The organism is Pseudoalteromonas sp. 2CM32C, from assembly GCF_023161925.1.
GTDB classification, from domain to species: Bacteria; Pseudomonadota; Gammaproteobacteria; order Enterobacterales; family Alteromonadaceae; genus Pseudoalteromonas; species Pseudoalteromonas marina.
In genome coordinates this window covers 498,808-523,396 of sequence record NZ_JALNTI010000002.1, presented here as the reverse complement: position 1 = coordinate 523,396, position 24,589 = coordinate 498,808, and the positions used below count along the sequence as shown (strand labels likewise).

The 24,589-nt window shown below is 38.3% G+C and carries 20 protein-coding genes; 9 read left to right on the top strand and 11 right to left on the bottom strand.

Going from position 1 to position 24,589, the window contains the following annotated elements; genetic code table 11:
* Window positions 1–32: 32 nt before the first annotated feature.
* A complete protein-coding gene (locus tag MTF67_RS06205; protein ID WP_248519015.1) occupies window positions 33–704 on the bottom strand; it encodes a haloacid dehalogenase type II in 672 nt (223 codons plus the stop codon).
* A 483-nt stretch (window positions 705–1,187) separates the two neighbouring features.
* Between MTF67_RS06205 and MTF67_RS06200 the strand changes: the two genes are divergently transcribed.
* From MTF67_RS06200 to MTF67_RS06180, 5 genes are all read left to right on the top strand, one after another.
* Window positions 1,188–1,547 (top strand): hypothetical protein, encoded by a 360-nt coding sequence (locus MTF67_RS06200; protein ID WP_248519014.1) that lies wholly within the window; start codon window positions 1,188–1,190, stop codon window positions 1,545–1,547.
* Between the two features lie 119 nt (window positions 1,548–1,666).
* The gene (locus tag MTF67_RS06195) at window positions 1,667–2,530 is read left to right on the top strand and encodes a hypothetical protein (RefSeq protein WP_248519013.1); all 864 of its coding nucleotides are present in this window, start codon (window positions 1,667–1,669) and stop codon (window positions 2,528–2,530) included.
* 105 nt (window positions 2,531–2,635) lie between these two features.
* Complete coding sequence (locus MTF67_RS06190) at window positions 2,636–4,084, top strand: AAA family ATPase (RefSeq protein ID WP_248519012.1); 1,449 nt, start codon at window positions 2,636–2,638, stop codon at window positions 4,082–4,084.
* Window positions 4,077–4,691, top strand: a complete 615-nt coding sequence (locus MTF67_RS06185) for a hypothetical protein (protein WP_248519011.1) — start codon at window positions 4,077–4,079, stop codon at window positions 4,689–4,691. The genes MTF67_RS06190 and MTF67_RS06185 overlap by 8 nt, the downstream gene beginning before the upstream one ends.
* Before the next feature lie 268 nt (window positions 4,692–4,959).
* Window positions 4,960–5,307, top strand: coding sequence for a cupin domain-containing protein (locus MTF67_RS06180; protein ID WP_210798798.1), 348 nt, complete (start codon window positions 4,960–4,962; stop codon window positions 5,305–5,307).
* Window positions 5,308–5,576: 269 nt separating this feature from the next.
* Here the strand turns inward: MTF67_RS06180 and MTF67_RS06175 are convergent, their stop codons facing one another.
* From MTF67_RS06175 to nhaR, 3 genes are all read right to left on the bottom strand, one after another.
* Window positions 5,577–6,617 (bottom strand): methionine synthase, encoded by a 1,041-nt coding sequence (locus MTF67_RS06175; RefSeq protein ID WP_248519010.1) that lies wholly within the window; start codon window positions 6,615–6,617, stop codon window positions 5,577–5,579.
* 31 nt (window positions 6,618–6,648) lie between these two features.
* On the bottom strand, window positions 6,649–7,623 hold the full coding sequence (locus MTF67_RS06170) for a DUF1852 domain-containing protein (protein WP_248519009.1): 975 nt from the start codon (window positions 7,621–7,623) through the stop codon (window positions 6,649–6,651).
* 507 nt (window positions 7,624–8,130) lie between these two features.
* Complete coding sequence (gene nhaR, locus MTF67_RS06165) at window positions 8,131–9,024, bottom strand: transcriptional activator NhaR (RefSeq protein ID WP_248519008.1); 894 nt, start codon at window positions 9,022–9,024, stop codon at window positions 8,131–8,133.
* 109 nt (window positions 9,025–9,133) lie between these two features.
* On the opposite strand from nhaR, the gene MTF67_RS06160 reads away from it, so the two are divergent.
* The 3 genes from MTF67_RS06160 to MTF67_RS06150 all read left to right on the top strand — a co-directional run bounded on the left by MTF67_RS06160 (window position 9,134) and on the right by MTF67_RS06150 (window position 10,765).
* Window positions 9,134–9,445 carry a hypothetical protein gene (locus tag MTF67_RS06160; RefSeq protein ID WP_006793253.1) on the top strand — a complete coding sequence of 104 codons (312 nt, stop codon included), beginning with the start codon at window positions 9,134–9,136 and terminating at the stop codon, window positions 9,443–9,445.
* 437 nt (window positions 9,446–9,882) lie between these two features.
* On the top strand, window positions 9,883–10,467 hold the full coding sequence (locus MTF67_RS06155) for an alpha/beta fold hydrolase (RefSeq protein ID WP_248519007.1): 585 nt from the start codon (window positions 9,883–9,885) through the stop codon (window positions 10,465–10,467).
* A 7-nt stretch (window positions 10,468–10,474) separates the two neighbouring features.
* Window positions 10,475–10,765, top strand: a complete 291-nt coding sequence (locus tag MTF67_RS06150; protein WP_248519006.1) for a hypothetical protein — start codon at window positions 10,475–10,477, stop codon at window positions 10,763–10,765.
* Between the two features lie 167 nt (window positions 10,766–10,932).
* Here the strand turns inward: MTF67_RS06150 and MTF67_RS06145 are convergent, their stop codons facing one another.
* Both MTF67_RS06145 and MTF67_RS06140 read right to left on the bottom strand, forming a co-directional pair.
* Complete coding sequence (locus tag MTF67_RS06145) at window positions 10,933–13,269, bottom strand: S9 family peptidase (protein WP_248519005.1); 2,337 nt, start codon at window positions 13,267–13,269, stop codon at window positions 10,933–10,935.
* A gap of 134 nt (window positions 13,270–13,403) precedes the next feature.
* Complete coding sequence (locus tag MTF67_RS06140; protein ID WP_248519004.1) at window positions 13,404–14,291, bottom strand: LysR family transcriptional regulator; 888 nt, start codon at window positions 14,289–14,291, stop codon at window positions 13,404–13,406.
* A gap of 104 nt (window positions 14,292–14,395) precedes the next feature.
* On the opposite strand from MTF67_RS06140, the gene MTF67_RS06135 reads away from it, so the two are divergent.
* On the top strand, window positions 14,396–15,259 hold the full coding sequence (locus tag MTF67_RS06135) for an MBL fold metallo-hydrolase (protein WP_248519003.1): 864 nt from the start codon (window positions 14,396–14,398) through the stop codon (window positions 15,257–15,259).
* A 72-nt stretch (window positions 15,260–15,331) separates the two neighbouring features.
* Here MTF67_RS06135 and MTF67_RS06130 read toward each other — a convergent pair whose 3' ends face one another.
* The 5 genes from MTF67_RS06130 to MTF67_RS06110 form a co-directional block, all read right to left on the bottom strand.
* Window positions 15,332–16,129, bottom strand: a complete 798-nt coding sequence (locus MTF67_RS06130) for a class III extradiol ring-cleavage dioxygenase (protein ID WP_248519002.1) — start codon at window positions 16,127–16,129, stop codon at window positions 15,332–15,334.
* A gap of 104 nt (window positions 16,130–16,233) precedes the next feature.
* Window positions 16,234–17,703, bottom strand: a complete 1,470-nt coding sequence (gene rmuC / locus MTF67_RS06125; protein WP_248519001.1) for a DNA recombination protein RmuC — start codon at window positions 17,701–17,703, stop codon at window positions 16,234–16,236.
* Between the two features lie 665 nt (window positions 17,704–18,368).
* Window positions 18,369–21,515 carry a DEAD/DEAH box helicase gene (locus tag MTF67_RS06120; RefSeq protein WP_248519000.1) on the bottom strand — a complete coding sequence of 1,049 codons (3,147 nt, stop codon included), beginning with the start codon at window positions 21,513–21,515 and terminating at the stop codon, window positions 18,369–18,371.
* Between the two features lie 423 nt (window positions 21,516–21,938).
* Window positions 21,939–22,901: a transcriptional regulator gene (locus tag MTF67_RS06115; RefSeq protein ID WP_248518999.1), complete on the bottom strand. Its 963-nt coding sequence runs from the start codon at window positions 22,899–22,901 to the stop codon at window positions 21,939–21,941.
* A 15-nt stretch (window positions 22,902–22,916) separates the two neighbouring features.
* Window positions 22,917–24,155 carry an AAA family ATPase gene (locus MTF67_RS06110; RefSeq protein WP_006793244.1) on the bottom strand — a complete coding sequence of 413 codons (1,239 nt, stop codon included), beginning with the start codon at window positions 24,153–24,155 and terminating at the stop codon, window positions 22,917–22,919.
* Between the last annotated feature and the right edge of the window lie 434 nt (window positions 24,156–24,589).

Here is a 24,589-nt window from a genome sequence, read left to right as displayed (position 1 = left end):
TTTTTGATAAGGCTCAAAAAAGGGGCTCGTTTTTAACTTACTAATTTGGCTTTTAAATCAACTAAATCGGTTGCAGTGGTGGTTGGCTGAATTTCCCATGGATCAAAAATAGAATCCTCAGAACGCTTTATCCACGCACCGCGCATGCCATGCGAAATAGCGCCGGTTATATCAAACGGATTACTCGAAATAAGCCACGTGTTAGCACCCGTTGAACTTGCCTCGCGCAAAAAGTGGCTGTAAACACCTGGGTTTGGTTTAAATGTTTTCATATCGTCGGCGCTTACTACGCCTTCAAAATAATCACTTATGCCTGCCGTTTCGAGCAAAGTATTTACCGCATCAGCAGCGCCATTAGAAAATGCAAACAACCGGTAATTTTGTGCTTTAAGTTGCTCAAGCCCTTTTTTAACATCGTCAAAAGCGGGTAAAATTTTATATTGCTCAAGTAATTGCTGTTTTTGATCATCAGAGAGTGGTGTTTTGTGCGCTAGGCAAGCGTAGTCTAACGCCTGTTTAGTACATACTGAAAACGGAACATAGTTTTGCATTAAGCCGCGCCTAAACGAATACTCCAACTGTTTTTCACGCCATGTATTTGAAAAGTTTTGCGCTTTATCGCCAATCATATTTTCAAGTAAAGATAGTACGCCGTGGGTGTTTATAAGCGTGCCGTATACGTCAAATGCGAGTGTGGTTGCCATGTTTGCTCCCAAAATTTAAGTTACTTGTAGCCTAATTGTTTCGAGCTTAACTTACTTTGAACGACTGCTCAACGTTGTAAATTTGTTATATAAAAAGGTACATCAACAACACCCGCGCTATAAACGCAAACAGAAACCCCGCAACATTTTAATTAAAGAAACAGCACTTTCAAACCCGAGATACTCGCTCGTTTTAGAATGGCTAGAACGGCTGTTGAGTTTATAAGTGCTAGTTAGAAGTCAAACAAAGTAATAGCTAATCGATTGGTCAAACAGCTCTTTGCTCACATATTTATAAAAATGAGCAAAGAGCGCATATTGTTCTATTTAACTTTACTTTAAATTTTTAGAAAACTTAATGATAGTAATACCTTAGGTTATTTGCTAAAACTATATAATTTAGACAAATGAGCGTGGCGTCGGCAGAAATATGCGCGATGAGCGCACTATTAAATTGTTATACGTTTAAATTTAAGGTGCTGTATGAATAAGCAAGATAGGATTCTGTTATTTAAGAGTAAATTATCTGAAAGTACAGGAGCTATTAATGCCGAGTCTGCTCGGAATTTAATGTCAGAATTACTTAAAGTTATTGAAACTAAGCATACAAGTCCAGAAGAAAAGCATATGGTAATTCCTGAAATAAAAGATATGACGGTCCAAGAGTTTGGAGATAAAGGGTTATATATTCCACTTATAGGACACAGAATATTTATTAATTCAAATGGAGCTATTCGAATAAAAGAGATATTTACTGAGTCTATATTTTTAGAGAAGCAAAATAGCGAAGGAGTTAGTTTTAAAGAAATTCCAGATTGGAGCCCTAAACTATTAAACGTATAACAAGTTGCTTAAACGGGTAAAGATCACAAAAAACAGTTGGCTTTTGCTCATTCCTCGCTAATTTTAGCTAACTATTTTATTGCCGCTTAGCAAAGCGTTAGGCTCAAAGGAGGGTACAAATGAGTGAAACTGCGGGTACGATCATAAAGCTACTGGCAGCCCTTACTTCACCAAAGGCATGCGTTAAGTACATAACAGTTGCAGTGACATTATTGATCTCCTGGAAATACCTTGAGCCAGTTATCTCAGAGACTCAAATATCCAAAGAACAATTATCAATTGTCCTGCTCCTACTTGGTGTAGGGTCTGGCTCACTTGTAGGACAAGCAATATCCTGGGCTACTGAGTTCTTATGGAAACAGCATAAGTCTAAAAAAGAAGCAGCGCTTAAACAAGAGATGGAATTAGAAGAAGCCAAACTTGAAAGAATTGAGAAAGAAGAAAAGGAAAAGTTGCTATTAACAAAGATTCAAAGTTCGTTTGAGCATCTACATTTCGAACAGAAAGCCACCTTAAGAAAGTTAACCCTGAAAAATGAAACTCTAGATATGTCTGAATCAAATAACTCTGCGCTAGAGAAAAATGGATACATTCAAAGACTAGTTCATGTCAGGGTTACAGATTACATGACCCAAATTAATCCCCTGATCAGTAATTTCATTAGAGAGCAATGGTCAGCCGAAAAAGAATCAAAGGTAAAATTGTTCCTAGAATATAACGATCATGCAGAGAAATTGCTTGAGTTACTTGAGGAAGATAATCAGGACAAGGACATTCCTGTTGATAAAGACGTTCTGAAAAGCACTTCACGTTACTCAGAGGGTGTTCGGGGGCAAGATGACGATAGAGAAAATAGTACAGGCTATTGGCTGTGGTTCGAGGACTATCTTTTAGAGGAGTTCGAGAAAAAGACTGGGAAATCGTATGTTGATGAAGCTTTTATATCCTTGCAGAGAATTACTGACGATGAAGCCACAGCCTAACAAGCGCATGTTGCCGGACTGTTTTTCCGCTGCGCTCCAAACCAGCCGCAAATGCGGGCGTTATACCGTTCTGTTTTCCCTAAATTTATCTAATGAGAAATAATAATGTTTATTCTTAATAGCTTTGAAATAAAACACAAAAATAAAGTGATTTATGACTGCGTGTTTAATAATGAAAAAATGGAAGAAAGAGAAAATTTATTTACAACATTGATTATTGGTGAAAATGGTGCGGGGAAAAGTTTTCTTTTGAAAATGCTCTCTGACTTCTTTAGACACATCTCGAATAGAAGTAAACCTAACAATGTAAAATATGACTTTTTTAAAGTGGAATACCAATTAAATGAAAACCACTATTCTATAGAAAAGAGCAAGGGACGATTAACCTCCTATAAAAATAACAAGCTAGTTGATATTGAGAGTGTTGGGTTTCCTAACAAATTCATTGCATTATCGTTTATGGTCAATGATAAATTTTCATTTGTAAATGAAAAAGAAGGTATTGGACGGTATCGGTATCTAGGCGTCAGAGCAACTTCAAATGCAACTTATACCAGCACAATTCAAAAGAAACTTCTGTCATCAATATTAAATATTCTATCAGATTCAAGAAAGACACCTTCGCTAAATAAAGTATTTGATTTTGTGGGTTTAAACGGAGAACTTGAAATTGTTTATACCTTGAAGCGAAAAACTCTATTTACTAGAAAGATGGGGAGTACCTTACTAAAGTCAAAATTTGAATCAATTTTACGTAGAAAAGAATTCATTAATAAGTCTTATTCCGAAGAGCTTAATGTTTCTGCCAATGAATTAAATGAGTTTATTAATTCATTGGCAGGCTCTGAATTCGTATCAGGTAATAAAATTATATACTCTTTGGATTTTTCAAAATCCCAAGATTTTGATCTTATTCGTAGCATAAAATTCCTTGATCTTATGGAAAAGCTTGAGTTGATATCGAGCCCCGATATAAAGTTTGTTAAAGATGATTCATTTGACTTTGAGTACACGAGTTCAGGGGAAAAGCACTTTATATTTACAATGATTAATCTTATATCAACAATTGAAGTGGATTCATTAATTTTGATTGATGAACCTGAATTGAGTTTGCATCCCAAATGGCAAATGAAATATATCAGGTTATTGAAAAACATAACTAATGAGTTTAAAACTTCCCACTGTATATTAGCCTCACATTCTCATTTTATGGTTTCTGATTTAGCTCCTGAGAGCTCAAGCCTCGTTTCACTACAAAAGATTATTGATAATGGAATCGAATCAAGAGTGAGCAAGTTAATTCCATACGATACTTATTCCTGGTCAGCAGAGAATATCCTCTATGAGGTGTTCAAATTAAGAACAACGAGGAATTCCTATTTTGAATATGATTTAACGAATTTACTTAAAATGGTCTCAGAGCAAAGTACAGATACTGAAAGTATCTCCCAATTGCAGAAGAAATTGGAAAAGTATGTATTCAACGAAAACGATCCAATTAATGTAATCTTATCTCAATCAAGAAGTTATCTCGAGAGTTTAAGAGATGATTAATCAACTGAATCGAGCCCCTGTTATTTCTAAAGCTGTCATGGATGAAATTGACAAATTAAAACCTTTAACTGGAGGCGAATGGGATATCAAAAATAATGATGATATAACTCAATTTAAGGAGTCGTTAAAATTACAATTATTAGTCACACAAAATGATAAATGTGCTTATTGTGGACTCCCTTTTGGAGAAACTGGTAAAACAGAAATAGAGCACTTTGCTCCTAAGGGTGGAGTGAAAAGACCTAAACACCCTGAATTTGCTTTTACAGTTAACAACTTGGTTTTGTCATGTAATTTGTGTAATAGTCCTGTTAAAAAAGGAAACTATGACACCGTCGAAGTAAAAAACGTCGATTATAACCTTTGTACATTTAAGATTGTACACCCTTATTTTGATGTGCACTCTTTGCACTATGCATGGACTAACAATCGTGAAAAAATTCTTATTCAAGGAATATCTGATAAAGGGCTAGAAAGTATCCGTGTATTTAAATTAGACTCACTAAGGCACTCAGAAGCAAGGACAAGAATAAAAGTAAATGCATATTTATTAACTATTCCTGGAGGAGCTGATCTTATTGCTAATGCGTTAAATTACAATCCATGAGTCAGGGTATAACAAGGCATTTAAACGGGACTAAAATTGTAGGTTACATCCCGCTTCGCTACACATTATAACCCACAATTTTAGTCCGCTTATTACGGCGTTGAGACTGTAGAATTAATCTTTTTAAAGAAAAACAGCCCGTTTCATAGGTTTCAAATACATTACCTGATGCCGTAAAAGTGCTTAGGTTCGATTACAGGAGCTAGTTTTTTTAATCGTTTTGGATGTTAGACTTATTCTACAGCCTCGTTATGTTCTAGGAGGAACTTTGACAACAGTATCTAAAGAAAATGCGGAACATTATCAGTGGGGCGAGCAGTGCGATGGTTGGCATTTGGTAAAGTCTAAGAATCTCAGTGTAATCCAAGAACGAGTACCTCCTGGTTGTAGTGAGGTGCGTCATCTACATAAGGAGTCAGAACAGTTTTTCTTTGTTTTATCTGGTTGTGCCATATTGGAAGTAAATGGTGAAACTTTTGAGCTAAAAGAGAATCATGGATTCCATGTGCCAAATAACACACCACATCAGTTAAGTAATCGTTCTCAAACAGATCTGCATTTTATCGTGACATCTGCTCCACCAAGTCACGGTGATCGCTTTGAAGTACGAGCATAACACTTAAGCGAGCGTTGCCGTTCTCTGTAAATGGGGTACTTTCAAATCGATAATACCTAGCGGCTCGGTTAGATTTAATTACTTTTGCTAGGTTTATTGCACTCAACCCAACTAATATTCAACTAACTTAAAACCTTTCCCCTATCACCTTTCACCTAAGACCTTTTGCCTTTAACCTCATTGTGTAAACCCCCATGACATTTTGATTAAAAAAACCACACCTCAACATGTGTTAAGGTGTGGCTTTTTTGCAGCAGCTATAACTAAAATTAAGCGACATTCGCTGCTAATAGTTCGTTACGTACTAGCTCTGCACCTTTGCTAAGAGCGTTGAGTTTGCCGTTTGCAATATCGCGGGGTAGGGGGGCCATGCCGCAGTTGGTGCATGGGTAGAGTTTGTCGGCATCTACATATTTAAGTGCTTCGCGTAGGGTGCTGGCCACCTCTTCAGGGGTTTCTATAGTGTTGGTGGCTACATCGATTGCGCCTACCATTATTTTTTTACCGCGTACGAGTTCTAGTAGCTCTATGGGTACATGTGAGTTTTGGCATTCTAGCGAAATAATATCAATATTCGATTTTTGCAGCTTAGGAAATACTTCTTCGTATTGTCGCCACTCGGTGCCGAGGGTTTTCTTCCAATCGGTGTTGGCCTTAATCCCGTAGCCATAACAAATATGCACGGCGGTTTCGCATTTTAACCCTTCTATAGCTCGCTCTAGGCAAGCTATGCCCCAGTCGTTTACCTCGTCAAAAAACACGTTAAAAGCGGGTTCATCAAATTGAATTATATCAACCCCAGCGGCTTCTAGCTCTTTGGCTTCTTGGTTGAGTATTTTAGCAAATTCCCATGCCAGTTTTTCACGGCTTTTATAGTGATCGTCATACAGGGTGTCGATCATGGTCATTGGCCCTGGCAATGCCCATTTAATTGGTTGGCTAGTTTGCTGGCGTAAAAACTTGGCGTCTTCAACAAATACCGATTTCGTGCGAGACACGGGGCCAACTACTGTGGGTACGCTGGCGTCGTAACGGTCGCGAATTTTAACTGTTTTACGGTTTTCAAAATCAACGCCATTTAAGTGCTCAATAAAAGTAGTTACAAAGTGTTGGCGGGTTTGTTCGCCATCGCTCACTATATCTACGCCTGCGGTTTGTTGCTCGTGCAGGGAAATACGCAGGGCGTCGTGTTTGCCATCAACCAGCTCACTACCTTGTAATTTCCACGGTGACCATAAGGTTTCGGGTTCGGCAAGCCATGACGGTTTTGGCAAGCTGCCTGCTGATGAAGTGGGTAATAGTTTTTTCATAATAAATGCTGCCTTAAATTTTGTTGTGTAATTAAGCAATATTTGCTGAGAACTGCTGCAGTACTGACTGATAAGGCTTAATAAAATGCTGCTCGGTAAATTTGCCTTGCTCAACCGCTAATTGACCTCGCTCTGCGCGGTCATACACAATTTGCGTTAACGAATGGTCGTCATTTTTTAAATTCGGTTTGTAACGGCTACCTGCGGCGGCATTAGCGTTATAAATTTCTGGACGATAAATTTTTTGAAACGTTTCCATAGTGCTAATAGTGCTAATTAGTTCAAGGTTGCTGTAGTCGTTAAGTAGGTCATCAAAAAAGTAAAACGCTAACGGTGCAACGCTGTTTGGTGGCATAAAGTAGCGCACTTGTAGGCCCATTTTTTTAAAGTATTGCTCTGTTAACGACGACTCATTAGGCTGATACTCTACGCCCAAGATAGGGTGTAGATTTTCGGTTTGCTGATAGGTTTTGTTATCAGACACGCTTAAACAAATAACCGGTGGCTTTTTAAAGTGCTGTTTATAGGTATTTGAGCTTACAAAGCATTTAAACAACTTGCCGTGTAAGTCACCAAAGTTATCAGGGATACTAAATTGCGGTTTGCTTTTGTTATGCTCAAGCAATAACACACTAAAATCGTAGTCGCGCACATACGATGAAAAGTTATTACCCACCATGCCTTCAATTCGCTCGTTGGTTTGGCGGTCAATAATATTGGTTTTTAATACCTCAATTGACGGAAATGCCTGACCACTGCCTGCAATGTCTAAATCAACCGAAATGATCTCGAGCTCAATCTCGTAACGATCCCCTTGTGGGTTATCCCAACTGGCCAGTGCATTAAAACGATTGTTGATCATTTTTAGGGTATTACGCAGGTTTTGTTGGCGGCTTTCACCCCTAGCTAAATTAGCGAAATTGGTTGTAATACGTGTGTTATTTGACGGATGGTAGTTTTCATCCAAGTTAGTGCTTTTAATAATAAATGTAAGATCAGTGCTCATAGCCGTATCCTTTCAATTTGAGTGGTTACTGCTTTTATTAACTGGTTGTTAAACCGACATAACGGTTAAGCAGTAGTGATGCTTTGCTGAGTTAATGAATTTATACGCGGTATGCAGCATGAAGAAAAACGGGTTTATTTCAGGTAAAACATGAGACAGATTCACGCTTGAGTGAATTCATTAAGTTAGCAATATTGATTAGTTGCTGATGAGGGGTGCAATCCAATTTAGACGTCCAGATCTCTATTTAATAAAGTAAGCTATGCAGTTTATTCATATAAAACCTGAATAATATTCAATGCTTTTAGAATGTGCTTATCGTTTGTACTGGTAGATCTGCTATTTAATAAAGTCTAATTAATTTAATGACTTAAAAGTCACAACCCACGTTAAAAATTTAATATAAAGCTAAATGAGGAAATGTTTATTTTTTAAATACAATTTAGTATTTAAAAATAGGGCGCTTAATTAAACGCATTGATAACCACATGACGAGTAGCGCTAAGCTTACGTTGTTTGAGCATGCTTTATAAATTCATCGTAAATACTGTCTTGAATAAGCCTGTCGGGCGTAAAGGCATAATAATGCTGATAAACATTTTCAATTGTACCAATATAATTAACGTCGTAGTGACGCTCTACTTCGGCTCTTACCGAAATAGGCGCAGGGAATATGCCAAACCCTTGCTCACCTAACGACTTCATTAATGCGCTGTCGTCAACATGGCCAGCTATTGTCATTTCAATCTTGTGTTCTTGCAGCCAATAATACATAGCACGCGCAACGGGGCTTTCTTTTGCAGGCAGCACTAAAGGCTTGTTATTTAAAGATTGCGGAAACTGCTTATGTAACTGCGAATGCCATGTTTTGTTTCCAAAAAGAGCGATTTGGCTTTTGCCTATTTCATGGCAAAACGCCTTAAGCGATAAAGTGGTATCGAGCGGTTTATCGGCTAACACTAAATCAAGCTTATGAATCGCCATTTGTGCAAGCAGTTCATCTTGTTGGCCATCAATACAGTGTAAGTTGGTAATACGGTCGTTATTAATTAAAGGGGCTAGCCACTTTGACACCAGTGATTTGGGCAACACATCTGAAATACCGACCTTTAACGTTCGTGAATAGTGCGTGGTATCGCCTTGCGTGGTTTCGAGCCATTCGTGAGCAATAGCAAACATATCATTGGTGTATTGCTGGGTTACATGGCCAAATTCCGTTAACTGTAGGCCTCGCCCTTGGCGAACAAACAGTGGTTTTCCTAGTCGTTGCTCTAAGTTAGTAATTTGTGAGCTGACCGTTTGCGGCGTTAAATTAAGTATTTTACTCGCCGCTGCAATACTGCCATGCTTACTTACCTGCCAAAAATAATATAAGTGATTGTAGTTGATGTTGGTAATCATTCGAAAATACCTGTCTTAAAGTAAGAAATAATCAGCTTTTTCCTTTGACTCTAAGTTAGTAGATTACAGTCATGCCTGCAACATAGGTACTATTAAAAGGTGTAATTGCATGAAGCTGAAACTTACAGTTAAAAACAAGATAATTAACGCAAGTGAAAAGATGTCGCTTTTAAAGCTGATCAAAACACAATTGGCAAAACATGCTTTAAATATTCGTAAAGTGGAGATTCAAATAAATGATCTTTCGAGTGATCGCCACGGCACTTTACAGCAGTGCAAAATTAATATTCTTTTACCTGGGCTACCCAGTATTAATGTAAATACAAAAGGACGAAGTATGCTGCAAGCGATAAAGCGGGCACTTAAAAGTTTGCAGCACATTCTCGTTAATAAGTATCAACCTTCGCAACCAAGCAGTTAATATCGCACTTGTAGTAGCAAGGATGCTACTTTTTTAATACCTCTCTAATTCCAAGCTGTGTTTAGTATTAAACGATTCAATTATTACCTATTGAGCAGTATTCTTGTTCCTTTAATCTTTAAATCCAGCTGTAACCCCCCCACTATTTTGATTAAAAAGAGAGTGAAATTTCAGCCCCTAAATCCATAAAAACTAGATAAAAAAGTAACTCAAAGTCATAATTAAGCACTAAATTTGGGTTTAGATTAATAAGAAAGTGTCTACCTAATGCCAAACAGATTTATTTACTTGAGAAAATTGAGGTAGATAGAAGATACTGTTAAGGTACTTTGAAATAATAAAAAATGCCTAACTAACGGCTAAAACCTCCTCCACCTCATAGGGCGTTATCTGCTTAATTAAAGTATTAATATTCAAATTTAACTAATGAAGCGAAAATGGAAAATTTCACCAAACTACTAGCAGTTACACTTTATATATTTTCTTTGTCTGGCTGTACTTCAATTGGCAGTTACGTCATGTCAAACCCCGGTATCTATCTTTCTGAAGCACAGTTTATAAAAACAAAACCTAGTGACATTGGCTTTGAAAAACAAAAGTTTTGCTCTTTTAGTACCACTCAATGCATTACATACCTGGCTGCTGAACCTTATCAAGCAGCCGAATTTTCTCAAGAGAGTTCTGTTTATTACAACCTTCATGCAACTGGTAATAATGTAGAAAATACAATTTCACACAGAATGACACCAGATACATTTAATCGTTTTAAAGGCACTGCTTTATTACTTCATGGCTATGGAGGCAGTAAAGAAGCAATGATGGCTTCAGCTATCTATTTTAGAGCGCTTGGTATGAACGTTATTATTCCAGATCTTTTTGGCCATGGTGAATCAACTGAAGCATTTGTATTTGCAACAAAAGAGCACGGCATTTTAAATGAACTGCTTGCTGAACCACTTTTAAATCAAACAAATAACCCGACTGTTGTAGTCGGCCATTCTATGGGAGCACTTACCTTATAAATCGCCTTTGCTTAGTCATTTTTTTCATAGCGAGATTGATAATATTGTTAACCAAGCAATGTTTGAGGCAGGAGTAACCATTCAAGAAACAAATTTATTGCCTAAATTAACTGAGACTAAAAAGCCTGTATTGGTAATTAACTCAGATGTTGACTCTCTATCCCCCCCGGCTTACTTTTCATCTATACAAAATGAGTTAGTAAAAAAAATAACTTTTAATGCCCGCTCTCATTCAAGTTTAATGGTGTTTGATCGTGATGATGTTATCGAAATAGAAAACTGGCTAATAACATGGTGAGCCTTCGCTATTTTAGATGACCTTGAGTGTATAAGTCATTTTTTATTATTGTCGGGTTTTGTTGCACTCTACCCAACTTACGCTTTGTAAACCCCCGCACCATTTTGATTAAAAAGCCGCACACTAATAATTAGTGTTCGGCTTTAGTATTTTACTTTTTAAAGCGATTACTTGGTTAGTAAGTGCTTTTCAAAAAAGTCAGCCATCATAGTATGGTAATGCAAGGTAGTGCCTTTGCCTTCACGTAAGCTATGTGAGCGGTTTGGGTATGAGAAAAACTCAAACTGCTTATTGTGCTTTACAAGCTCGTCAATTAATCGCTCTGAACCTTGATAATGCACGTTATCATCGCCCGTACCGTGAATAAGCAACAGCTTACCAGTTAGGTTTTTAGCAAAGGTAATCGGCGAGGTGTTATCGTAACTCTCTGGGTCTGTATTTGGGTTGCCCGCATAACGCTCTTGGTAAATGGTGTCGTACAAACGAATGTCTGGCACGGGTGCTGAGGCAATGCCCACTTTAAATTTATCACCGTGGCGGAATAACAAGTTAAGGGTTGAACTACCGCCCCCAGAATGTCCCCATACGCCAACACGGTCGGTGTCTATTACACCCCAGCGTTTAGCCATAGCATCTAGGGCGTCTACTTGGTCTTGTACGGTAATTGAGCCAATTTTTTTATAAATCGATTTGCGCCAATCGCGGCCTTTTGGTGCACGTGTGCCACGGTTATCAACCGATGCCACAATAAAGCCTTTTTGCGTTAACAGTGATTTATACAAGTAACTGTTGCCTTCCCAGCGGTCTTGCACAGTAGAGCCCCATGGTTCGCCGTATACGTAAAACACAATTGGGTATTTTTTACTTTTATCCATGTTCTCTGGGAACATAATGTAGCCGTCAAGCTCGGTGCCATCTTGTGCACTTACTTTAAAAAACTCATGCTTTGGTAAGCTTTGCTCAGCCAGCTTTTGTTTAAGCTTTGTATTTTCAACTAAGGTTTTTACATTACTATGATCGCTTACTTTAATGATCTCTTTAGTCGGTGGCGTACCAAATTTAGAGTAAGTGTGCATAGCCCATGAGGCATCTTTTGACATGTAGTAGCTGTTTGAGCCCTCAAACTCAGCAGGTGTTACCCGTACCGGTTTGCTGCTGCCATCAAGCGGTGTGCTGTATAAATAACGCTGACCAGGATCGTTTGGCGAGGCAATAAAATACATCACGTTTTTGTCTTCATTAATGCTCAGCATATCAATAATGTCGTAATTGCCTGGGGTTAGGTCGATAATAGTTTTGCCATCGCGCGATACACGATAAAGATGACGCCAACCGTCGCGCTCACTGTGCCAAATAAAAAACTCGCCGTCTTTTGACCAGTTTGCTTTATAAAACCATTCTATAAACGCATCGTCTTTGTCTTCTAAAATTTTAGTTAGTTGCTGCTTTTGCCAATCAAACAACCACACTTTGTTATGGCTTTGTGGGCGGTTTAAGTCTTGAATCATTAATTCCTTGCCAGTGCCTGCCCAGCTAATACGCGGAATATAACGGTCGCGGTTATCGCCTTCAAGCTCAGCCCAACGGGTTTGTTTATCAGCAAGGCTTACCACACCAACACGCACGGCAGAGTTGGTTTCACCCGCTTTAGGATATGGGAATTTTTTAAGGGTAGGGTACAGATCATCAGTGTTGTTGATCATAGTGAAAAATTTAACGTCACTGGTATCAAGCTGCCAATAGGCAATTGATTTGTTGTCGGGGCTCCAACGAAAACCATCTGCAATAGTAAACTCTTCTTCGTATACCCAATCAAAATTACCGTTAACAATAGTGGCGTTACCATCGGTTGTGAGCGCAGTCACTTTGTTGCTGCCAACCGCTTGCATATAAATATTGTTATCGCGCACGTAGGCTACTTTTGAGCTATCTGGCGAGAACTTAGCAAACATTAACGTAGTTGGCTCAACGTCCTTACCACCAAGTTGCTGTAATTGGTTAGTCTCAAGGTTAAGTAACCAAAAGTCGCCTCTGCTGCGTGAGCGCCAAACTTGCTCGCTGTTGGTAAATACCATCAGCCATTTACCGTCTTTTGACCATTGGTAACTTTCGATTGCAAATGGCTCGTCTGCGCCCTCTGGCAATAGCTTTTCAAACTCAACTAATACTTTACGGCCTGTGCCGTCAGCATTGTAAAATACAATGTCGTTGCCTTTTACGCCGTGCTCTTTTTCGTCATCGGCGTTGTTATCGTCTGCTTTTTCTTTTTCGCTTTCGCGCTCTTCAAGTACGGTATAGCCGGTACCATCGTCTAGCCACTTAAAGTAAGTGCTTCGCTGGGTTTTAAATTCTTTATCTTTATAAATTTGCGCTAGGCTTAATGGGTTATTCACGGTGCTCATCGCTGCATTATTGTTGGTTGTTATGCTGGTACTTGAACATGCTTGCAAGCCTAAGCCCGCAACAATGGCCAGTGCCAAGCCCGATATTTTGATCAGATTCATTGTTATTGTTCCTTGGGTCTGCTGACCTTTATAGATTAAGGCGCTTATTACATTTACTGTAACAAAATAACCTACACAATATCAGCATGCTTAACGCACAAAGCTATGGTTTAAACCCAAACTTTTATAATTAATTACCATGCTGGATTTTTAAATTCATCACTGAGCGTGTCGATTAGTGCTCTTACTGTTGCCGATAAATGCTGACGAGAAGGGTAAAGCACATATATTTTCATTGGGTTTAATGTCCATGGCGCTAATACACGCTGCAAGCGACCATCAAGTATATATTGATTTGCCAAATACGTAGGCTGTACTGAAATACCACCACCGGCTATGGCTGCATGAAGTAATGTGGTGGCCTCGTTTGCACTTAAATTGCATTTAACATCAACAGATTGAAACTCATCCCCGTTGTGTAAATGCCAAATATATCGGTCGAAGTTTTTATAGCCTAAACACTGATGAGCGCTTAACTGTTGTGGTATCGTTATTGGCGGATAATCAGCAAGGTAGTCGGCTGAGGCCACTAATATAGATTCACACTCGGCAATAGGTTTACCTATTAAAGATGGATCAGGATTGGCTGCAATACGTATTGCCAAATCAACACGTTGCTCTATTAGATCTGTGGTTGAGTCTTCAAGATCTATGTCTATTTGCACGTTAGGATGACGTTTCATAAAGCGTGTAAATATAGGGGCTAATTGCGCAAAACCTAACGACATACTGGTCGCTACTCGTATTTTACCTGACAACTGTTGCTGGCTTTTTGTTTGTTCAACTAAACGGTTAGCCTGTGCTAACCATTGCTCTATTTCGGGTAAACAGGCCTCGCCGGCGGTGGTAAGCGTTACTTTACGGGTAGTGCGATGCAATAAGCGCGTATTTAACCAGGCCTCTGCCGACTCAATATGACGAGTAACCATAGGGCGTGACATTTCAAGCCGATCGGCAGTGGCAGTAAAACTGCCTGAGTAGGCAACATCCACAAAAACCTGCGCTGCGGTAAGTTTATCCATAGTATTTGCACGATTTATGAAACAATGATGCTAATTATTGGTTGTTTTTCTGAACATATCAAACCTTTATTATGCTCGCATTAGCAACCAATGATGAGAATACTATGAACCTACGCACTCTTTTACTAAGCACACTATTAGCCAGCAATATCGCTATTGCAGACGAAACCCCACTAACCCTTGATGTGTATAACGCTGACAGCAATAGCTTTCATGTTAATGCCACGCTGGTTTATGGCCGTACCGATGCAATTTTAATTGATAGCGGATTTACCAAAGCAGATGCATTGCGCATTGCCGCCAAAGTAATTGACTCTGGTAAACAACTAAAAACTATTTTTATTAGCCAAGCCGATCCTGATTACTACTTTGGCGCTGAAGTGTTACAGCAGTTTTTTCCTGACGTAGAGATTATAACCACACCGGCAGTGCACCAAAAAATAGCAGCAAAGCTTAAAGGCAAACTTGCTTTTTGGACGCCAAAAATGGGTGAAAACGCACCTAAAAACCCCGTCGTACCTAAGATATTTAATGGTAATAGCTTAAAAATAGAAGGCCATACCATTGAAATTCGTGGTACAGAGGGTGAGCATAATCATCGTCCTTATTTATGGATACCTGATAATAAAGCTATTTTAGGAAATGTGGCTGTATACGCTAATGTTCATTTATGGATGGCCGATGCACAAACTCAAGCAGAGCAAAATGCATGGGCAAAGCAACTTAATGAAATGAAAGCACTCAACCCTGACGTGGTGATCCCTGGGCATATGAAAGCAGGCACTCAATTAGATGCTGCAAATATTGATTTTTCAATCCAGTATTTAAAGGATTTTGCACACGCTAAGCAAAGTAGTAATAGCAGTAAACTGCTGATAGATAAAATGACAAACACATACCCAGAGGCTGTATTACCTATGGCTCTTAGCATTGGCGCTAAAGTTCATAAAGGTGAAATGAAATGGTAATTGCCGCTTAACCGCTGCAATAAATGCAGTAGTACCAAAAAACACGCCTAGTAAAGTCTGGCGTGTTTTTTATTATTGCCACAAATACATACTGGCTCGCTTATTAGCAATATTTAATTCAAATACCTCAGTGCTGGAACACATAGCAGCGCCATAGCATACATGTAGTGGTAACAAGTGCTCTTCTCTGGGGTGATTAAAGCGTGCAGCTGGAGCTTGCTGCCATGCTAATAATTGCTGTTCACGCTGATGCTCGGTTAATGTTTGATCTGCGACTGTGCTTACCAGCCAATTTTCAAATGCCAGGTTTTGCTGATTAACATCGCTTGATTGGGTAACACCAAAAGCGCGCATATTATGGAAGGTAAAGCCTGAGCCTATAATTAATAAGTTATCATAATCAATACTTTGCAGCGCTTTACCAATTTCAACATGCAACAGCGGATCAAGACTTGGATGCAAGGATATTTGCACACAGGGAATGTCGGCCTCTGGGTACATAATTTTTAACGGCACAAACATCCCGTGATCAAAACCACGCTGAAAATCGAGTTTTGAGTCAATATTACGTGTTGCGAGCGCTTGCTGTACTAAATTAGCAAGTTGCGGCTGGCCAGCACAAGGGTAAGTTAATTGATACGCCTGCTCAGGAAAACCGTAGTAATCGTAAATAAGCGGCGGTGAAGAGTGCGCGGTTATACTAATTAGTTGAGCTTCCCAATGCGCGCTGACCATTAAAATAGCAGAGGGCTTTGGGATTGTAGCGGCAACCTGTTCTAAGCAAGCTCGCATTTCTGCATGGTTGGCATCACCTAGTAATGGCATTGGGCCGCCGCCATGAGAAATGAAAAAAACGGTTGGGCGTTGCATGTGGTTAATCCTAAAGGACAGGTATTATTATAGTGCCTGCGCCGTTAGTAAATAACTAGCCACATAAACGCACAACCTCAGTGCGCAAATATTATGTGCGGTGATTATTCATCTAGCTCTAAGTGAGCACGTTCAACGCTTTCTTGAGGTAATTCTTTTTGCACCGATACACCCAGCTCTTTAAACTCTGAGGCTTGTTTAATTAAGTTACCTTTACCCCGGTAAAGCTGAGAAAAGGCCTTGTCGTAACTTTCTTTTGCTCGGTCTAATTGTTTACCAACACCTTCCATGCTGAGTAAAAAGCCATTTAATTTGTTGTAGAAGCGCTCTGCACGATTTGCCAGCTCCTTTGAATATTTAGTTTGCTCTTCAAAACGCCACAGCTGTTTAACAATATTTAAACTGGTTAACAGCGTAGTGGGAGTAGCGACCAGAATGTTTTTTTCTATCGCTTGTTGATAAATATCACTTTGATATTTAAGCGCCTCTACAAAGGCTGACTCTATAGGTACGAACATAATGACAACCTCAGGTGAATTTAACCCAGGGAGGCGGTCATATGACTTACTGGCTAGTTCGTTTATTCGAGCCGTAACTGCATTTACATGCTCTTTAATAGCTTGATTAGCATCAAGTTCATTTTCAGCATTTACATAACGGGTGTAGGCATTAAGGGATGTTTTTGCATCTATAACTAAATGACGCTCTTGTGGTAAATACACTACAACATCTGGGCGCAAACGACCATCCTCGGTATTAAACGACACTTCGCGTTTGTAATCGGTACCTGCGCGTAAGCCTGCGCTATCAAGCACGTTTTCAAGCATGAGTTCGCCCCAGTTACCTTGGGTTTTCTTTTGCCCTTGTAAGGCGTTACTTAGCTTATCGGCTTGCTCTGTGATGGATTGGCTTTTGGCTTGTAAATGTAAAAGCTCAGTTTTTAATTGTGCACGCTGTTTTAAGTCCTCAACATGAATTGATTCCATTTTATCTCTAAAGCCTTTTAACTCACCTTGAACGGGTTTAAGCAGTTGTTCAATACTTTCTTGGTTAGTCACTTTAAAGCTTTGGGTTTTTTCATCGAGGATTTTATTGGCTAAATTTTCAAACTCTTTTTTAAGTACGTTTTTACTTTCTTCTATTTGAGCTAACTGCTCAGTAAAGCTTTGCTGCTTTTGCTCAAGCATAGTTCGCATGGAGTTAAGCTCTACATCGCGTTGATTATATTGTGCACGCAACTGCGTTATTTCGGTTTCGGCTTTTTGCCAAAACTGATTGTATTGCATGCTTTGTTTTTCTTGTTCACTGCAACGAGTTTTAAAATGCTGCGCTTCGTCGCGCTGTTCTTGGTGGCTATGCTCAAGCAACTCATGTTCATCTTGTAAGGCGCTAAGTTGCTCAGCTTTGTTATCGAACTGACTTTGTAATAAAGAGAGTTGCTGTTGTTGCTCGTTAATTGTTTTTTTTAATTTTCTGCGAGGCAAAACACCAATAACACTATAAAGCACAACACCTGCCGTAAACCCTGCAGCTGTGCTTACCCAATCAATTTGGGTGAGTATTTGAGTAATCATAAAATAAACTTATAAAATTTATGGACATGCCATCATAACGAATAAGTTTGAGTAGAAGTAGGGGGTAACAAATAACAGCCATAAAAAAAGCCAGTTCAAATGAACTGGCTCAACCATTACTAAATAAGTAACACAACAGGGGAATCAACATGAAACTTGAATTAACTGCAATTAATCAACAAGCACAATAGTAGACGCCCTGTTTTGAATTAAGTTCATTAAAAGATCTAATTATTTTAAAAAACTGATCTTTGGCAAATAAAGCATTAAACGGTAAAAATTAAACATAAAAAAAGCCAGTTCAAAATGAACTGGCTTGATCATTACTAAATAAGTAACTAAATGGGGGGGAATCAACATGAAAACTTGTGTTAACTGCAATTAATCAACAAGCATAATAGTAGACGACCTGAGTTCAAATAAGTTCAAAAAAAAGATCAAATTAATTTAAATAACTTTAGCCCGACTAATAAGCAACTAAACACTAAAAACAGGCATAAAAAAAGCCAGTTCAAAATGAACTGGCTTAATCATTACTAAAAATTAGTAACTAAATAGGGAATCAACATGAAAACTTGTGTTAACTGCAATTAATCAACAAGCATAATAGTAGACGCCCTGCATTTAAATAAGTTCAAAAAAGATCGCACTAATTTTAAAATAAATTAATTTTTTATAAGTGACAGCATTTGTTGCTCATCGAACTGTGTAAAGCTCATTGATTTATCGGTAAATAATGCATCAACAAGTGCTTGTTTGTCTTCTTGCATTTTAAATACTTTTTGTTCAATTGAATGACTCATAATCAACTTATAAACAAAAACTGGGTTAGTTTGTCCAATACGATAGGCACGATCGGTGGCTTGTTTTTCTACTGCGGGGTTCCACCATGGATCGAAATGAATAACCGTATCGGCTTGCGTTAAATTAAGCCCAGTGCCGCCTGCTTTTAAGCTAATTAAAAAAACAGACGTTTTGCCACTGGTAAACTCATCTATAACTTTATCGCGATGGCGAGTTTGGCCTGTTAATAAACTAAAGTTAATGTCCAATTCAGTTAATTGCTTTGCAATTAAATCTAACGCTGATGTAAATTGGCTAAATATAATTACTTTACGCCCCAAACTTAGCATTAAAGGGAGGTGAGTAGATAACCATTCTAATTTGGCAGACCCGGCTTGTGTATCAGGTTCAATGAGCTTTGGATGACAACAAATTTGTCTTAGCTTCAGTAAAGCCTCTAAAAAGGCAAGTTTACTTTTTTGAACGCCTTGCTCAGCAAATAGATCTATGAGCTTTTCTTCAAGGGCACGTGTTATCCCTTGATACATTTCTTTTTGTTTGGGCTCAAACTCAAACTCTTTAGTTATTTCTGTTTTTTGCGGCAGTTCTTGCGCCACTTGTGCTTTTGTTCGGCGCAGTATAAACGGCATTATGAGTGCTTTTAATTGCTCTGCACGCTGCATGTCGGCCTCACGCTCAATAGGCGTTTGAAAATGTTGTTTAAAATGAGCCTGAGAGCCTAAAAGAGAGGGCATAGCAAAGTCGAGTAAAGACTTGAGTTCAAGCAAGTTGTTTTCGATTGGGGTACCGCTTAAGCACAATTTAAAATCAGCATTAAGTCGTTTTACCAATCGAGATACTTGCGCCGTGTCATTTTTAATATATTGCGCTTCGTCTAGCACTATGTTTTCAAAAAAAAGCGGTGAATAATAAGCTATATCACGTTTTAACAAAGGGTAAGTAGTCAGTATGCACTGCGCTTGCGCTAGGTGTTGCAGTGGCTCGTTACGATTAGACCCAAATATAGTAGTTACCTTTAATCCTTTGGTAAATTTAAGTATTTCGTTTTGCCAGTTACTCACTAAACTGGTTGGACACACGATTAGTGTAGGACCTGCCTGCGGACGATTGTACGTACTCGTTAAAAACGCAATGACCTGCAGTGTTTTACCCAACCCCATATCGTCAGCTAAAATGCCACCAAGTTTGTGGCGTTTTAAAAAACTAAGCCAATCAACACCTTGCTGTTGATACTCTCTAAGTTCGACAGACTCATTTAAACCATGCAGCGATACGCTCGGCATTGTTTTATGTGTACTGTTAAGCTCCTCAAGATAGAGCTCGAGTGAATCGTCGTGCAGCTCAACATTAATTGCAGTGTGTTTTACAAGTTCTGGCAAGTACGAAAGGGGTATATTAAATTCGTCACGTGTTTTTACAAACTCAAAACGTTGCTTAAAATCAGACAAAACGTTCATGGCTGACTTATTAATAACACCAAATTGGCGGCCAACAGGGTAGTAATGAAATAACTGACTTTGTCGATTTAACGATTGATAAAGTGAATCTTCGTTGCTAAAAAGTTGTGAAAGCTTGCTGCTGTTAATAAGCACTTTACAGTGCATTTGATGCCCTGCAGCTCTATTCGCAATCAATGTAACTTCACTTTGCGGATTGGCGATATCCATCTTACCAATAGTTACTTTCCAACCATGCTCTTTAAAGCTCGGAAATACCTCGTAAGTTAACCAGTGCAAATGAATTGCTGATTGCTTATTAAAAGTAAACTCACTTTGTAAACCCCCTTTACAAAACTCAAAACCTAAATTAACAAGCTCATTGGTTACTGTGTTTTCAAACGCGCTGTTAATTAAATTATTTGGCGCTGTACCTGCGGGGTAATGTTTATTTTTATACTTAAATGATAAAGATAGCCTTAAACCAGCCTCTTCCATAGAAACTTTAATTACTGCATTACTTGCTGTATGCGGTAAAACAGATTGCGTATTGGTGGGATGGGGAATAACACCCGCACCAAAGTTATCTGCAAGCTGTTTATAAATACGGTCGAAATTAGGGCTGTGTATTGCAGGCATGGTTTGTAAGTGGGCTATTTCATCGCCACTTAACGGTGTGCGTATACGGCCAACTTTTAAGTGGTCAAGGTCAAGGTATGTAGGAGGTGTAGTTTTGAGTACCGCCCAATTTTTACTTTGTTCTAAATTAACGACTAATTTTGTAAGCTCTTTTTCTTGTTGCCAATTAAAACTAAGCGCCTGGCCACTTTGAGGCTTTATTGCAGTTCGAGAACGATGCAAAAATAAGCGCTCGGTTGCAATCAACTGCTGTAACGCGCTAAACCCCCATTGACCTTTTAACTCAAGACTACCAACTGCATTTTGTGAACGGATCCAACTATAAAGTCTAAAGTCGCTTTCAAGTAAATCATTTGGCGTTATAAAGCTATTTAATTGCTGGTCTGTTAGATTGCGCCCTAAGGTATAATTTTGGTCTTTGTCGAAATTAGCTATTTTAGGAGATATAAATACTTTTTTATTTTCAACACTTAATACAAAAAGTAGGACTTGAGACGGTGTTGTTGATTCGGTACTTTTAAGTGTACTTAATTCACTGAACCAATCATTTATAAAATAGTCTTCGCCATACTCACCGGAGTGCTCAATTTTAAGCTTTAACAAAATGGCTGCTAGGTGTAGGCATTTTGATTTGATATTACAGGTACAGTGGGTATCAACAGAATAACCTGTTGGTAATTTACTGATCTCGATTCGCTGATTATAAGAGGCGCCGGTATCACTTTGAACGGTTGAGTCTATCACCGAAAAATCACTGTTATGTTCTAACCAGGCGATTTTACCATTTTTATAATACGCTTTACCCTTTGCCAACACGTTTGGCTTAAACAGTTTATTTATAAAACGCTCAGAAAGAGGAAACTGAGTAGCCTGCTCATTTTTAATTTCTTCAAAAATAGCCAGTAAATCATTTTTTGATAAGTTAGCAGACATGTCACTCAAAGGATTAATTTTTTAAAATAATTTTCCCAGTATATGCCTTATAAGCGCTGAGCTAAAGCACTATTCACAGTAATGTAAACTGGTTGGAGTTGATAGGTTAGTAAAAATTCGGTTTATGATGGTAAACGGTAGCGTAATAAAAAACGAACAGTAACCCACAAATAACAAACAAAATATAAACACCTTACGCACAACGTAGGGGCTTTACAGATCATAATTTTACTAAGAGATAAGCTAATGACAGAAAAAATACAGGGAAGTGGAAAATAGTTAGTAAAAAAATGATCTCATTAATGCTATTTAAGTAAAATCGCTATGACAACACGAACATGGATCAAATTTTTACTAACTAGACAGACTGCTAGATCATAGTTTAACTAACTGATAGAACCTAACAGATCGTTATTTTACTAACTAATTAAATGCACTTAATAACTTGGTCAACTGCTCTAAACGTTTGTCGGTCATTACTTTATTATTAATTTTAATCGACACATCGCCACTTTTTAAGTTTCGTTGCAACATTACATACTCGTTTTCCAACACAGCTTCTTTCTTTGAAGGGGCTTGAGGTTCAGCAGTCAATAACTTAGTGATAGCCATAGCACGCTTGTCGTCACTTGTGATGGCGTTTACCTCAGTGTTACTAGCGACATTAGCTACTAAATGGTTAAAGCTCTCAGCATCGCGCTCCTTGGCAATAACAAGCTTTTTAGCGACTTCTCTACCAACGTGATTTGCTGTAGGGTACAAAGCAATAACAGAAGACGGTATTTGCTCATACGCTTTTATTGCATCTGCAATTGCTGTGTGGGATACACCTTCAATGGCTGCAATTTCGCGATACGATCCTTTTTTACCTTGTTCTAGAAGTTCGTTTTTGGTTTGTTGATAAGCTTGACCTAATTCCCACAAGCTGGGTGCTATATATTGGTCAGACGAAACAGCTAAAATTTTAGCATCTTGCTCTGTGAAATCGCTTGAACTTAAAACAAGATAATCTGCATTACCTAAAATACACGCCATTCTGCGGCGAGAACCAGCGAGTACTAAACTTATATCTCCTTGCTCCCAAAGCAGAGCGGGATGCTGATTTCGTCCGTCTTCACGAATAGCAGGAAGAATATCCGACACCGATTTTTCGTTTAAAAGCGACTGAACACGACGGTTTTTGCCATAAACATGAGTCGTTTTTTCAATATCAGCATGTGAGATTACTTTACAAACAAGGGTAATTTGTCGCGAAGAATCACTCGGTGCTGGCATTTTAATTACATCGCCAGCATTAGCTTGTTCTAAAAGCGCATCAAGGCTGCTATTTCCTACAGCTGTTGCAAATGGGTCTAAGCGGGTGTCGTTTTTACGTTTTTTAGCCATTATTATTTAACATCCTTACTTAGGTGTATTTAATTTTGATTGAGTAGACTGCCAATTGGATCTGATCAGCATTTCAAGTTCGTCAACAACATCTTTAATATTTTCTTGTGCTCGCATAAGAGATTCGCGACTTGCTAAACTGTCTGATGCTTTTTGATCAAAAATGGTATTGAACGATGATGAGCTCGCCGTGATAGCAGAACTGTGGTTAATTGGGTAACTCATTACTTGGCGACCAAAAGCACTACGTACATCTTTAACAATATCACGTTGTGAATGGTTACCTTTTACGTAATTAGTAACTAAAAACTGCATAAAGTCCCAACCTTCATGGCCAAGTGCGGCAACAGTATGATAAATCTCACCTAAACGTTTTAAATATTTATTATTAGCATCAAAATCAACAGCTTCTGGATGAACAGGAATTAACATAGCTGTAGATGCCATTAATGCATTATAAAACATAAAGTTAAGGGTAGGGGCAGTGTCGATTAGTAATATGTCGAACTCGTCTTTTACCGGATCAATTACCTTTTCGAGTAATTTGTGATAATGACGTGTTTCTTCATAATTTGATGTGTCTTTGAGTAAAGTTGCGGTTTCGTGTTCAAAGTAAAAATCATCCATACCCGAAGGTAAAACACGAATATTAGGAATATGTGTTGGTAAAAATGAACTTGAAACAAATTCTGGCCAGGTTTCACCGTCGTCTAAGTCGATACAATCGCGCATTAGATCCCCAACAGTAATGGGATCGTGTTCACTCGATGGGAAAAAACTAGATGAAGAACCTTGAGGGTCTAAATCTATAATCCCAATTCGGTATCGCTTAATATTAGTAGTGGCAAGTGCCGCTGCAATATTAACCATACTCGTTGTTTTGCCACAGCCCCCTTTGAGTGAATTAATAACAATAACTTGTAGTTTATCACTATCAGAACGGTGATCTGGCTTTATGTCCATAATATCTGCCATTGCAAATATATTAACCAATGTGTAAGCATAATGGCCGTTAGCGCCCCGTTTGATATTCAAATCGTCAAAGTCGCCATTATCATGACGACGTTTTAGTGTACGATTGTTACATCCTAATAAATCAGCGGCTGCTTTTTGGGTGTATGTTCTTAATTCTTTTTCTTCTGATTTAAGATGAGCGCGATAATGTTGAATACGTCCTTCTAATGACTTTTCAGCAACTTCGGCAGTTGCTTTTAAAAGTCGATAGGTATCAAGCGCATTATTGTTAATTGACATACTTTCCTTCCTCAAAGTTAAGCAATTAGTATAATGTCCATTCAAATACCTGTAAACAACTATTTATGACGACATGTGTTTTAAAAAGAAGACATCATAATATAAATTTACACCTTTAATATTGCTTAGTATAAATAAAGAAGTTTAAAGGTGGTTAAATATATAAGGTAGTAAAGGTTAAGAGGTTAAAAGTGTAGTTTAACTATATGATAAATATAAATAAACTATAAAAAGTTAGATCAGCATTATACGTGGTTAAGATCAGATCTTTAATAACTAACAGATCAGCATTTTATTAACTGCTAAATAAATTTTATAGTTATACACAGCTTACCCTTAAGGTTATAAACAAATAGGTCGATTAAGATCATGCTTTTACTAAGTAAATTAGAATGTTATGCACCGTTCAATGTAGAAAAAGCAGTAATCAATTG